Raw genomic sequence first — 13,257 nt, 5'->3', positions numbered from 1 at the left:
CCTTAGTGGTTTGCCCTAATAACGTCGCCTCACCATAATGTGCAGCGCATGTTGGTTTGATTTGAAACTGAGGAAAATATGAGTCCAGTGAAACCCAGACAGAGTCGCAAGGGGAATCGAGAAAAGTTAATGAGTGCCGCTCTCGAGTTGCTCGCAGAAGATCAAAGTGGCTTGTCTGGCATTAGCCTGCGTCGGATTACTAAAGCATGCGATTTGAGCCCGCCAGCATTTTATAGCCATTTTGCGTCAATGGAGGAGTTAGGTTTGGCGCTGGTCAGTGATGTCGGGGCAACGCTTAGAGCCTTGCTAAAAGGTGTTAGAGACGCAGATACAGAAGCATCTGTTGTTGCAGCTTCCGTCGATGCGGCATTTTCATATATTCGTGGCAATGAATCCTTATTTATTTTAATTGCACGAGAGAGAGCAGGGAGCTCGGCTCTAATTCGTGCTGCAATTCGCAATGAGGTGCGGCAGATCGTAGAGGAGATGGCGAGTGACTTTCATGAACGAGGCTTATTTGAACGCTTTTCTTTGCCAGAAAAGAAAGCTGCCGTGGCGGCAGTAGTTTCACTAGGTCTAGCACTGATCCCAGATTTGCTTGATTTGTCGCGGGACTCACCAGCTGAAGGTGACGCTCTATTGTCGCAATTTGAGTATCAAGTACAGTTTATATTGTCATGATAAATACAATACTCTAGCTAATCTGCATGGCCATGACGCAGTTTGCCCAGATAAAACCCTAAAGCGATCAGCTAATACCGTCCGCGCTGAGACACTTTGAGTACCTAGGGGTATGAGCACGTCTTGCGGGACTAATAGGTGATAGCAGTCCATGCCGCGGTGCGATCTACCTCGTTGTGAATAGCGGGCAAGTAAAATATCCGTATTTCAATGAACGATTGCTGAAATTGAGCGAACCCATAAAATGAGTGATCATCGAATTTACGCGGTGATTTTCACGCAGGTAAAAAGGGCGTTACCGGTAGAGCCCGAAAACGGAACAAGTTTTTCGAAGTCGTGCTCAAAAACATGGACTTCAAAGTAAGGGCTGAGTAGCGCAAGCAACTCCTCGAAGCTTACTGCCACCATGCAGTGCTCGTCTTGCCACTTTTCCGTGACATTTAAGGTCGTTTTATGAATGCTAAGCTTTAGAGCTTGTTGTTCGCCACTGCCGCAGTAATACCACCTCGAGCTGAAAACAAACTGATTACCGTCTTGTTCTACGGTATGGCTGGTAAATGAATAGTTGTCGATTTTATTTTTATCTACCGCATTAAAGCAAAATACGCCGCCGGTGGTTAGGGCTTTATGGGCATGGCGAATACATTCTTGAAGCTTGATTACGCTGCTGTTGTAGTGAATGGAGTACAAAAAGCACGTAATGAAATCGACGGGGACATCCACACGGAAATCACACATGTCTTGCTGGCTGAACTGCGCCTCCGGGCAATGATGTTGCGCGATATCCAGCATTGGCTGGTTTATATCCAGTCCGCTACTGTGGTAACCACGGTCAATCAAGTGCCGGATGTGTGGGCCCGTGCCGCAGGCTAAATCCAGGTGTTTTTTGCCCTGGTTGCCGAAAACCTGCCACAGTCTATGGGCGGTGTCGCTTTGAGCCTGATAGTCGATATCGGCGCACATAATGTCGTAGTAAGTCGACAGATCGGTATAGAGAAGATTATCTGACATGGGCAAGGTGCGGCGAATTTTTAAGGTGGCGAAGTATAGCAACTGGCGGGGTTTTGAAAAGAAAAAAGAGAATAAGGTGATTGGAAGTTTTCCTGCTAACCGCCTGTATAAAAAAGTAGCTACTTATTGCGGCCCAATCTGCGTGCTTGGGTCTGCCCACAATGCCGACCAAATATAGTCACCCGACAGAAAATACACCGCGTCGTCGTGAATCACAGAGCGATTCTGGCCGCCGTACCAGTTCTCGGCGGGGGAAGGGCTTGCAATGATATTGCCGATTAAATCTAAGCTTGCAGCAGCAGGATTCGATTTGCCGTTTATCTCCATCAGGTATAAGCGGTTTTCGCTTATATACGTGCCTTGATCGCTGTTGTAAGAAGTCTGAACCGGTACCGTTAAGCGATCAGTGCCGTCTGCTTGTGCTAAATAAGTAAAAGCATGACGATTGTATTGGGCTTCTGAATAGTTCCAGCCGCCGTCTTTGCCGAGGAGGACAGTAGTTAATTCGCTTGGGTTTGAGATGTCGGAGACATTAAATAAACTGAGTTTTACCAAGCCCTGATTTTGTGCTGATTGGCCCACGCCAAGGAGCAAATTGTCATTCACTGGATGTAAAAAGTCAGAGAAGCCTGGTATCTCTAACTCACCCGCAATATAGGGATCTGTAGTGTTGCTAAGGTCCAGAACGTATAAAGGATCGATCTGTTCGAAACTAACGAGGTATAAACGGTCATCTAAAAAGCGCACGCCGTATAGTGATTCATTTGGCTTGCCGAGTTCGGCGGGTCTGCTGCTATTCGGTAGGGTAGACACTTGGTCTAAGCGTAAGTCATCAGTAGCCTCTTGCAGAATAGTTAATTGATGATCACGAAGATCATCGCTGTCGCCGGTGTAACGTGTAGTGACGACACGCAATTGATTGCCTTTTTCAGACATTCTGAAATCAACTTGGCCGCGATTCCATAAACTACCCGCTATATCAGCTGAGCCTCGATAGTCCGGTTTGCCCGCACCGAGTGCAAATTTGTGCACCCGCGTTTGACCTTCGCTACTTCCGTAACGCGCTTGGCTCAAATACAAGGCGTTAGCGGACATGTAAATACCATTGGCGTCTTCGTCATAGCAGGTGGTTTGGGCACTGTTTGGGTTGTTGAGTGGAATTGCGGTAATGCTGGTAATAACCGGATAAGCGTATTCGTCAGCTTTATCGTTCCGGGTGATTAAGCAGTCCTCTGCTGTAAGTAATGGCTTTGTTTGCTCATTTACCGTGATGCGGGGAATGATATCTGCCGATGTTGTGCCCGCGAGGGTTTGCTTGTTGGCATTCGCTTCTTGCTGACTAGCAGGGTAGTAGTAAATATTATCCCAGTAAGGCGTGTGGCGACTGATGAGATAGAGAATGTCGCCAATGCGACGACTGTCTACATAGCCACCTTCGATACTGATGTTCCAAAGCTGTGAAATATTGTCGATGTTGCTAGTGTCGTAAATTTTTACCGCGACTGACTGTTGTCCCCACGGCGCTATTTGTTGCCATGCATCACCGTAGCTGCCATAAAACTGAGTCGTGCCAATACTGATGAGTCGATTATTTTGCACATACAAACCCTGCACATATTCACCGTCAGCCAGCGGAATTGTGGTCACTTCTTGTGCGCTGGCGTCGTCAGGGTTGGTACTTAAAATCCGAATGCTGCCTGGGTTTTGAGGGTTCTGTGGCGCAACGAGAGCATCGCTAGCGAAGGCGGCGTTGCCTTGGCTAATAAAGCAGCAGGTCTGCTGGATGGTCGGTACGATGTAAAGATAGTCTCCGTCGTATTTGAGTACATCAAATTCATCGACATTGTCTTCTAAGGTATAAGTGCTCGAATAACCACTCGGCGATTCGCTATTGTCAGCGGCGGCGCCCTCTGCGGCTAGCGGCGGTTGTTGATCTTGTCGATTCCCGTTTGTTTGAGTGTAGGCAGATTTAAAACGCGCGACGAACTCTTCGTCGCTGCTAACAGAACGCAAAAGGCTATTCGAAGAGTCTTCAACACTTGGGGCAGCGCCACTACCACTAGATCCACCACCACAGGCCGAAAGCACTGCGCAGAGTAGGGCGGTTGTTATTTTACGGATTGTGCCTTTTTCGATATCCATTGCGATACTCCCTTCATATTCCATGCTCGGGGCTTTCTTGGCCTGTCAAAAGTTTGGGATCTTTCGCTATTATTGTTCGGATTTTTGTCTACTAAGCAGTTTAGACCTGCGCTTTCTAAAGTAAATGGGTAGTTGCACGTAAGATGATCAGCTAAGGTTTTAATGTCATTTTGAGACTAGGGATGAAATCTTTACCGTCAAATCGGGCTTTGCGGTAAGCTTTGCGAAACTCTTCAATATATTGCTTATGCGTTACTACAGTCTAGAAAAGTACATTAACTTGTTTGACGGCTATCGTAAGGTTTTCAAGATAGATAGTCACAACCTGATGCTGCTGCAATTAGATGGCGCTCGCTATCTGATTGAAAGCAATTGCCCCCATCGGGAGTATCCCCTAAGTAGCTCTGACGTGTCAGGTATGGAGCTAATTTGCCCTCAACACGCATATCGTTTTGATATTCGAAATGGCGAATTAACGCATTTTAGCGAAGAGCCGTGTCGGAATTTACGTTGTTTTGAGCTGATTGATAGAGACAATGAAGTGGGTGTGATGCTGGACTACTAACTATATTGGCCTACCAAAATTTGAAAGCATAAAAAAAGCCCTGCCAGTGAAAACTGACAGGGCTTTTTGTTTGGCTGAGCTAATTACTTAGCGGCAGCGGCTTTCTTTTCTTTCTCTTTAGCAATAACCGCTTCAGACACATTCATTGGGCATGCTGAATAATGCGAGAACTCCATAGAGAATTGACCGCGACCAGAAGTCATCGTACGCAGAGTACTGATGTAGCCAAACATTTCTGAAAGAGGTACATCTGACTTAATACGAACGCCCGTGGTGTTTGGCTCCTGGCCAGAGATCATGCCGCGACGACGGTTCAAGTCACCGATAACATCACCAACGTGATCTTCGGGGCTGTACACATCAACTTTCATGATAGGTTCTAGAAGCTGTGGACCAGCCTTCGGCATAGACTGACGGAATGCGCCTTTTGCAGCGATTTCGAAAGCGATAGCCGAGGAGTCGACCGCGTGGTATCCACCGTCTACTAGCTCAACTTCTACGTCTAGCACAGGGAAGCCCGCTAATGGACCAATACCCATCATAGATTTAAAGCCTTTCTCGATAGCGGGGAAGAATTCCTTAGGAACGTTACCGCCAACAACAGATGACTTGAAGGTGAAGCCTGTGTTTGGTTCGCCTGGTTTGATTTTGTAGTCGATTTTACCGTATTGACCCGAACCACCAGACTGCTTCTTGTGCGTGTAGCTGTCTTCGATAGGCATGGAAATGGTTTCGCGGTAAGCAACCTGCGGTTGGCCAACTACTAGATCAACGCCGTAAGTACGTCTAAGGATGTCCACTTTGATATCAAGGTGAAGCTCGCCCATCCCTCTAAGAATGGTTTCGCCCGAGTCAATGTCAGTTTCAACGCGGAAGGTTGGATCTTCGGCAACCATTTTGCCGATAGCGATACCCATTTTCTCGGTAGAGCCTTTGTCTTTTGGCGTAACAGAGATCGAGATTACCGGCTCTGGGAATACCATGGCTTCAAGTGTGCAAGGGAATTTAGGATCACATAGAGTGTGACCGGTTTGCACGTTCTTCATACCCACGATTGCGATAATGTCACCAGCCTGCGCGAAGCTTAATTCGTTGCGCTCGTCAGCTTGCATCTCAACCATACGGCCAACACGCTCAGATTTACCTGTGAACGAGTTAAGGACTGTGTCGCCTTTGTTCAATTTACCTGAGTAAATACGAACGAAGGTCAGGGCGCCGAAGCGGTCGTCCATGATTTTGAACGCCAGTGCACGGAAGGGCTCGTCATCGGCAACGATAGCGTACTTGCCGTTTGGATTGCCTTCTTCGTCAGTTAGCGGTTGCGGGTTAACTTCAGTTGGCGTTGGCAAGTAGTCAACAACCGCATCAAGTAACAACTGCATGCCTTTGTTTTTGAAGGCAGATCCACAGTAAGTTGGGAAGAATGCGAGCTCCAAAGTACCTTTGCGGATGCAACGCTTGATGTCGTCATCAGAAGGTTGTTCGCCTTCCATGTACGCCATCATCACGTCGTCGTCCATTTCAACGGCATTTTCGACCAGTTGCTCGCGGTACATTTCAACGTCATCCACCATGTCGGCTGGCACATCTTCAATGGTGTAGTTTTCTGGCTGTCCAGTTTCATCCCAGATGTAAGCTTTGCGGCTTAAAAGATCGACAACACCTTTGAATGTGTCTTCACGACCAATAGGCAGAGTCATGATTAATGGCTTAGCGCCAAGTACTTTTGTCACTTGATCAGTTACGCGGATAAAGTCAGCGCCGATACGGTCAAGCTTGTTTACGAAGATAAGGCGCGAAACTTTTGAGTCGTTCGCGTAGCGCCAGTTGGTTTCTGACTGAGGCTCAACGCCGCCAGAACCACAGAATACGCCGATTCCGCCATCGAGTACTTTCAGCGAGCGATATACTTCAACTGTGAAGTCAACGTGGCCCGGTGTGTCGATAACGTTAAAGCGATGGCCTTTCCAAAAACAGCTTACAGCTGCTGACTGAATGGTAATCCCGCGCTCAGCTTCTTGTTCCATGAAGTCGGTGGTTGACTCGCCTTCATGAACTTCACCGATTTTATGGATTTTACCGGTCAGCTTGAGGATACGCTCGGTAGTTGTGGTTTTACCGGCATCAACGTGGGCGAAAATACCAATATTTCTGTAAAGGGATAGATCAGTCATAGCGCTCTCTAGATAAGCTGGGTTGAAAATAGGCGGGTAATGTACAGCAAATTAGTCAATTTTGCTCGTGTAAAAGTAAAGAAGGGGGACTTTGGCTGGTTTTTTTTATGTAAAAATGACGGGATGGCGCGAAAATACGACTTTCGTCATAAATTTGTCAGGAATATGTCATGTTTTCAGGAGCTTGATGTTTTGAACGGCGCGCTAGATTTTAGCAATTTTAAACTTATTAAGTCGTGAATTGAAAGCTTAATAGAGTCTACGCAAATACCTGAGTTGCTCCCCCCGCGCCCACATTCGGTCAAAGCGCTCCTGGTAGTCACGGACCTTGGGAGGAAGAAAATAGCTACACCAGCTTGTCTCTGGTGCGCTTTCTGAATGCACGAAGATACCGCTGCGGTCGGCAAGTACAAAAAATTCATTTAATTCAGCTTGTGAATCGAAAGGCAGGACTCGCAGGGGTATGGAGGAGGGCAGTCGCTGACATAGCTCAATCAATGGGTGACGCTGCTCTCGCAATGGTGCTTCATCGCATATCAATAGTCTTATTTCACTCTGGCGATGGCGCCTAGCTAGTGCGGATAAAGCGCTAACAATATCTTCCCTAGCGAAAAGCGCGGGCTCAAGTGAGTGGCTAAATATGCGCAGTGTTCGGCGCGCCTGCTGACATAAATCCAGGGCGGTAGCGGCATTATTACTGGGCAAGAATATTACGCTGTCTTGGCCCAGCTTGCGGGACTCGCGCAGTAGCAGTTGCATTGATTGATGGGGAATTCCCGCGTCCATAAACATATCGCCGAAGGCTATAAAGCCTTGTGCGGCATAAAAGTCGATGGCGTGATCTTGGGCGGACAGCGTTAGCGAGCGCCAGTCTTGCACTTTGGCATATTCAATTGCAGCTTGCAGCAGCGCTTTGCCCACCCCTTGTTTGCGAAAGGGTTTCAGCACCGCCATGCGCCCAATTCCGCCGTTATTGAGCATTCTAACGGTGCCAACAGCCTCGTTATTGATATAGGCGAGCCAGTGATGGCAGTGAGAATCGTGATCGTCGATTTCTAGTTCGATGGGAACATGCTGTTCATCGATGAACACCTCGCGACGAATGGCCACAAGTTCAGCTTCACTGGTGTGCCAATCAGTCTTGCGTATCATCGTAAAAACACAGGGTGCCGTTACAGAAAAGGGCGTAAATCATGTCAGGACTTAGGCGGTGCGCTGTATCAATCGTGACGCCACACTCGATTTCGCACAGTGCTCTAACATCGCCGCGCTGCTCGGCTGGATAGGGAAACGCTAGGCCATCCGCAAATAAATACTGATCGTCAAAGGCAAGCCTTGCTCCCAACCGCAATTGCAGCACCGCGCCCTCGGCAAGCTCCAAAAGAAAGGCTTCTGGGCTCAGGGAGTCGTCTACCATGCTTTCTTGATCAGGGATACGAGTCATCATCTCGCCGAACCAGCGCGCAAGGTGCTGGTCATTGTCGATGTGGCGCTGTATCAGCGATTTAACATGCTGGTGCACCTGCGCAGAAATCTCGGCGGGGTGTGCATCAGCGCTGAGCTGCGGATCTTGATAACGTAAAGATTCGTCGAGGTAGCTGGCAATATCGTCGCTAAAGTCGCTGAGCAGTGCGGCTTCCGAGGGGGCTCGAAAACCAACGGAAAGGGTGATGCAGTCGTCGCCTTCAGCAACTCCCCAATGCGCCACTCCAGGCGGCACATAAAGGACATCACCCGCTTCCAGTAGGTATTCCTGTTCTGCGCTGAAATCCTTTAACAAACGCAGTCCAGATGTGTTTGATAGGGCATTGCTCGGCGTGCAGTGGCCACCGATTTTCCAGCGTCGGCGCCCGCTGCCTTGCACTAAAAAGACATCGTATTGGTCGTAATGCGGGCCGACATTGCCTCCGTCGCAGGCGTAACTCACCATGACGTCTTCTGTTCGCCAGCGAGGAATAAAGCGGAAGTGTGCCAGCAGTTCGGCTAATTCGGGTAGATAGTGATCGACACTTTGAACCAATAAGGTCCACTTCGACTCGGGAAGGGTGCCGAAATCGTCCTCTTTAAACGGGCCGTTGCGCAGCTCCCAGCCGCCGTCTTTTTCAAAGATAATTCGGCTGTCGACATCGTCTTCACAGGCTAGACCTGCAAGGTCATTGCCATCTAATGGGCAGTCATAATTGGGTATCGCATTTTTTATAAGCAGGGCATTGCGCTGCCAAACTTGATCTAAAAACGTTTGTGGATCAAAGTTTTGCAGCGCCATTTTGTTAAATCCGTTTAGCTTGGGTAACGGCGTTGCCGATATAGCTTGCCGGCGTCAGTTCCCGCAATTCGGCCTTCGCTGTGTCGGGCATTTCAAGGGTGTCTACAAAGGCTTTTAATATATCAGCCGTAATACGCTGGCCGCGGGTAAGTGCTTTCAATTTTTCGTACGGCTCTTCAATGCCGTAGCGACGCATAACCGTTTGAATAGGTTCGGCAAGTACTTCCCAGCTGTCATCAAGATCCGCCGCTATTCGCGCAACGTTAATTTCTAGCTTGCTCAAGCCCTTCATAGTGGCCTGATACGCCATCAAACTGTAGGCAATGCCCACGCCCATATTGCGCAACACAGTAGAGTCGGTCAGATCGCGCTGCCAGCGTGAGATGGGTAGCTTGACGGCCAGGTGGTGAAGAACGGCATTGGCTATTCCGAGGTTGCCTTCCGAATTTTCAAAATCAATGGGATTCACTTTGTGCGGCATGGTCGACGAGCCCACTTCGCCGGCAATCGTGCGCTGTTTAAAGTAGCCCAGCGAGATATAGCCCCAAATGTCGCGATCAAGGTCAATTAAGATGGTGTTGAAGCGGGCAATGGCATCAAATAATTCGGCGATGTAATCGTGGGGTTCAATTTGGGTGGTGTAGCGATTCCAAGTGATACCGAGCTTACTAATAAAGTCGCCTGCGTTTGCCTCCCAATCAATGTCTGGGTAAGCCGACAGGTGTGCATTGTAGTTGCCTACCGCGCCGTTAATTTTACCTAGCAGTTCAATACTTGCTATGACGTGGCGCTGACGCCGCAGACGCGCAACAACATTGGCAAATTCTTTGCCCATAGTGGTTGGGCTGGCGGTTTGGCCGTGGGTGCGCGACAGCATGGGAATTTCAGCAAATTCGTGGGCTTGGGTGGTGAGCTTGTCGATGATGGCGTCGCATTCGCTAAGCAGTATTTCGCGACCTTCTTTCAGCATGAGCGCGTGGGACAGGTTATTGATATCTTCCGAGGTGCAGGCAAAGTGCACGAACTCAGAGACAGCAGCCAATTCTGCATTGGCGCTAATGGCGTCTTTTATAAAGTACTCAATCGCTTTTACGTCGTGATTGGTGGTGGCCTCAATGTCTTTGACTTTCTGCGCGCCAACTTCATCAAAATTACTAATTAGTGCTTCTAAGACGGCGTTCGCGTCACTGCTAAGAGCTGGTACTTCACCGATGGCTGGGTTGGCAGCAAGTTGCTGGAGCCAGCGCACTTCAACGATGAGGCGATACTTGATCAGACCGAATTCGCTGAAAACAGGGCGCAAGCTAGATGTTTTGTTGCCGTAGCGGCCATCGACGGGGGAGATGGCAGAAAGCGCGGATAAGTCCATAGTAAATACCTTTTCTAAATCGGGGCGGGCAGTGCGGAAAGCGCGCAATAATACATGAATTAACGTCGGATTTCAGTCGCTAACAGTTGTTTGGTTTGGGCGAAAATTCGATTTCGTTGCAGCACCAGCTTCCAGCGACTACCGCCGGCTTGATGCCACAGGTAGGCCGCTCGAATTGCGGCTAACAATAGCGTGCGAATTCGAGCCGCATTATTGGCGTTTTGCAACTCTTGCGCGCTGCCAGTGATTTGGATTCTAAAGTTGTACTTGGAAATTGTATCTTGATAAATAGCTGAAAGAGAATTCGATAAGGTGTTGATATCATTTCCATTAAAAGATTTTTGCTTGGCGGTATGCTGCAGGCGGCTGCGCAATATTGCACTCGTATCCGCGTCGCCGCGCAATTTTTTGTGTAGGTGCAGCACGCCTAGGCAATAGCGCATAACACTTTTGCGCTCGCCGTAGTCATTGCCACTGAGTAAATCCCGCAGTCCGCGCACGCCAATTTCCAAATTCTCTAAGCTGCCATAGGCTTCTTCAACGGTATTAGCAGAAAAGGCGAATAGGCTTTCTATGGTTGCCTCTACCGCTTGCGGCTCAGCTTGGCCGGTACGCGCTATTTGATCGACCAGAACCGCTGCCTGCACAATTGCGGCGAGAGCCAAGATTTGTTGCCTAGCCTGGAAGTCTTTGTCTGTCGGCGTGATTTGTTTGTCGTCACTCATTGATACTGATATCCCGCTTCGATAATACCGCCGCCAAGGCACACGTCGCCGTCGTAGAATACGACTGATTGGCCGGGTGTGATGGCACGCTGTGCTTCGCTGAAATGCACGTCAAAGCCGGTGTCAGTAGGACGTATTTCGCAATGCTGATCGGCTTGGCGGTAGCGGGTCTTGGCTGTGCAATTATGCGGGAGTATTGGTGCTTGCCCGCTAATCCAGTGAATGTCGCTTACCTGTAACGCCTGCTTGAACAAAGAGGGATGTTGGCTACCCTGTGCTACTAATAACACATTGCGCTCAAGGTCCTTATCGATAACGTACCAGGGTTCTTCGCCGCCGCCTTTTACGCCGCCTATGCCAAGGCCTTGGCGCTGACCGATGGTGTGGTACATCAAGCCACTGTGCTGGCCCATATCGATACCATCAAGGGTTTCAATTCTGCCCGGTTTGGCTGGCAAATACTGCTGGAGGAAATCCTTAAAGCGTCGCTCGCCGATAAAACAGATACCGGTGCTGTCCTTTTTGTTGTGGGTGATCAGTCCGTGTTTTTCCGCCAGCGCCCGCACTTCGGGTTTTTCGATTTCACCCACCGGAAATAGGGTTTTGGCCAATTGTTCGCTGCCTACGGCGTGCAGAAAATAGCTTTGATCCTTATTCGGATCTAGTCCTTTTAATAGCTGGCTTGTCCCGTTAATGTCGCGTCGCCGCGTATAGTGGCCGGTCGCGATGTAATCTGCCCCCAAGGCCATGGCGTACTCAAGAAAGGCTTTAAACTTAATTTCGCGATTGCACAGGATATCGGGGTTAGGTGTCCGGCCGGCTTTGTATTCTTCAAGAAAGTGCTCGAATACATTGTCCCAGTATTCGGCGGCGAAATTTGCGGTGTGCAGGTGTATGCCCAGTTTATCGCAAACAGCGCTGGCGTCTGCTAAGTCGTCTTTGGCAGTACAGTATTCCGTGCCGTCATCTTCGTCCCAGTTTTTCATGAACAAGCCTTCAACCTGAAAGCCTTGTTGAATCAAGAGTAGGGCAGATACCGAGGAGTCGACACCGCCGGACATGCCGACGATAACTTTAGTGTCACTGGGGTCTTTCTGAATCATTCATGTATCCGTTACGCGGTGAGTTCGCTGCGCTAGTAAATCATTGATAGTGGGTGGCGCTGACCCTGTAAATATCTTTCTAAACACTCCAGGACCAATGGGCTGCGAAGTTGCCCGCGGCGCTCTCTTAGCTCATCGGGCGTTAACCAAATGGCCTGCTCAATATCTATGTCGAGTTTTTGCTCAGGGCAAAACGCGATGGGACGAGCGAAAAAACTGGTTCGATGGTAGGTCACGCCATTGGCGGGTGCTTTGTAGAGGCCTACGCCAACCACGCCTAAGATCTCTACTCGCCACTGTGTCTCTTCTAATGTTTCTCTGAGAGCAGCCTCTATTAAGCTCTCGTTTTCTTCAAGATGACCGGCTGGCTGGTTTAAGACTCTGCGGCCATGCTTAATTTCTTCGACAAATAAAAACTTACCGTCATTCTCAACCAATGTTGCAACGGTGACATGTGGATGCCATTCCATAAATGTATCCGGCCTTTAAAGTGCGGATTGTAACAGGAGCAGAGGTTTAAGGACTACGCTTGCGCCCTGATGGTTTAGTGGATTTGCGGTAGTTAGGTTTTGGCTTGCGGGTGTTTTGTGGCTTGTAGCGAATAAATTCCGCCCCCAGGGTGGCCGAGGTGTGCTCGCCTGGCGCCAAGCCTTCTATGTTCCAATTGCCAATGCTAGCCCGGATCAGGCGCAGTGTCGGAAAGCCCACGGCAGCCGTCATGCGCCGAACCTGTCTATTGCGACCCTCGCTAATGGTAAGGCTTATCCAACTGGTGGGGATGTTGGCTCGAAATCGCACAGGAGGAGTGCGGGGCCAGAGTGACGCTGGCTCAACAATTTTGTCTGCAATTGCCGGCAGGGTTGGGCCATCATTGAGACCCACGCCGGCTCGCAGTTGTTTTAATGCCTCTTCGTTGATGTCGCCGTCGACCTGCACCCAGTAGGTTTTTGGGAGCTTGTGGCGCGGATGGCTTATCTGGTGCTGAAGTTCACCGTCGCCTGTTAAAATCATCAAGCCTTCTGAGTCATAATCGAGCCTTCCCGCTGGATATATGGCCGGTATCCTGATGTAATCAGACAGGTTGGCTCGCCCATCTGAGTCGGTGAATTGACTCATCACTTGGTAGGGCTTGTTAAAAAGAAAAATATCACACACGATAAAAATAGGCTCATTCATAGAAGAAATCTGGGTATAAAGTGTTATAATGCCGCGCTTTTTGCA

General features: G+C 49.2%; 12 protein-coding genes. 2 read left to right on the top strand and 10 right to left on the bottom strand.

Going from position 1 to position 13,257, the window contains the following annotated elements:
- Positions 1 to 129 precede the first annotated feature (129 nt).
- Positions 130 to 681 carry a TetR family transcriptional regulator gene (locus tag KXJ70_RS11995; protein ID WP_219043751.1) on the top strand — a complete coding sequence of 184 codons (552 nt, stop codon included), beginning with the start codon at positions 130 to 132 and terminating at the stop codon, positions 679 to 681.
- 261 nt (positions 682 to 942) lie between these two features.
- Here the strand turns inward: KXJ70_RS11995 and KXJ70_RS11990 are convergent, their stop codons facing one another.
- Together KXJ70_RS11990 and KXJ70_RS11985 are read right to left on the bottom strand one after the other, a co-directional pair.
- Positions 943 to 1,692 (bottom strand): class I SAM-dependent DNA methyltransferase, encoded by a 750-nt coding sequence (locus KXJ70_RS11990; protein WP_219043750.1) that lies wholly within the window; start codon positions 1,690 to 1,692, stop codon positions 943 to 945.
- Positions 1,693 to 1,815: 123 nt separating this feature from the next.
- Positions 1,816 to 3,834: a beta-propeller domain-containing protein gene (locus tag KXJ70_RS11985; protein WP_219043749.1), complete on the bottom strand. Its 2,019-nt coding sequence runs from the start codon at positions 3,832 to 3,834 to the stop codon at positions 1,816 to 1,818.
- 247 nt (positions 3,835 to 4,081) lie between these two features.
- On the opposite strand from KXJ70_RS11985, the gene KXJ70_RS11980 reads away from it, so the two are divergent.
- Positions 4,082 to 4,399: a Rieske (2Fe-2S) protein gene (locus KXJ70_RS11980; RefSeq protein ID WP_219043748.1), complete on the top strand. Its 318-nt coding sequence runs from the start codon at positions 4,082 to 4,084 to the stop codon at positions 4,397 to 4,399.
- 83 nt (positions 4,400 to 4,482) lie between these two features.
- Here KXJ70_RS11980 and fusA read toward each other — a convergent pair whose 3' ends face one another.
- The 8 genes from fusA to KXJ70_RS11940 form a co-directional block, all read right to left on the bottom strand.
- The gene (fusA, locus tag KXJ70_RS11975) at positions 4,483 to 6,573 is read right to left on the bottom strand and encodes an elongation factor G (protein ID WP_219043747.1); all 2,091 of its coding nucleotides are present in this window, start codon (positions 6,571 to 6,573) and stop codon (positions 4,483 to 4,485) included.
- 249 nt (positions 6,574 to 6,822) lie between these two features.
- Positions 6,823 to 7,725, bottom strand: coding sequence for a GNAT family N-acetyltransferase (locus KXJ70_RS11970; RefSeq protein ID WP_219043746.1), 903 nt, complete (start codon positions 7,723 to 7,725; stop codon positions 6,823 to 6,825).
- On the bottom strand, positions 7,709 to 8,839 hold the full coding sequence (locus KXJ70_RS11965) for a cupin domain-containing protein (protein ID WP_219043745.1): 1,131 nt from the start codon (positions 8,837 to 8,839) through the stop codon (positions 7,709 to 7,711). Before KXJ70_RS11965 ends, KXJ70_RS11970 begins: the two co-directional genes overlap by 17 nt.
- 4 nt (positions 8,840 to 8,843) lie before the next feature.
- Complete coding sequence (gene purB, locus KXJ70_RS11960) at positions 8,844 to 10,208, bottom strand: adenylosuccinate lyase (RefSeq protein ID WP_219043744.1); 1,365 nt, start codon at positions 10,206 to 10,208, stop codon at positions 8,844 to 8,846.
- Between the two features lie 59 nt (positions 10,209 to 10,267).
- The gene (hflD, locus tag KXJ70_RS11955; protein ID WP_219043743.1) at positions 10,268 to 10,933 is read right to left on the bottom strand and encodes a high frequency lysogenization protein HflD; all 666 of its coding nucleotides are present in this window, start codon (positions 10,931 to 10,933) and stop codon (positions 10,268 to 10,270) included.
- Entirely contained in the window at positions 10,930 to 12,036 is a 1,107-nt protein-coding gene (gene mnmA / locus KXJ70_RS11950; RefSeq protein WP_255558445.1) for a tRNA 2-thiouridine(34) synthase MnmA, read from the bottom strand. Before mnmA ends, hflD begins: the two co-directional genes overlap by 4 nt.
- A 32-nt stretch (positions 12,037 to 12,068) precedes the next feature.
- A complete protein-coding gene (locus KXJ70_RS11945) occupies positions 12,069 to 12,506 on the bottom strand; it encodes an NUDIX hydrolase (RefSeq protein WP_219043742.1) in 438 nt (145 codons plus the stop codon).
- A gap of 46 nt (positions 12,507 to 12,552) precedes the next feature.
- A complete protein-coding gene (locus KXJ70_RS11940; RefSeq protein WP_255558444.1) occupies positions 12,553 to 13,212 on the bottom strand; it encodes an rRNA large subunit pseudouridine synthase E in 660 nt (219 codons plus the stop codon).
- Positions 13,213 to 13,257 lie beyond the last annotated feature (45 nt).

It is taken from the genome of Zhongshania aquimaris (assembly GCF_019312595.1).
Lineage (GTDB): Bacteria > Pseudomonadota > Gammaproteobacteria > Pseudomonadales > Spongiibacteraceae > Spongiibacter > Spongiibacter aquimaris.
This window is presented reverse-complemented; position numbering and strand designations above follow the sequence as displayed.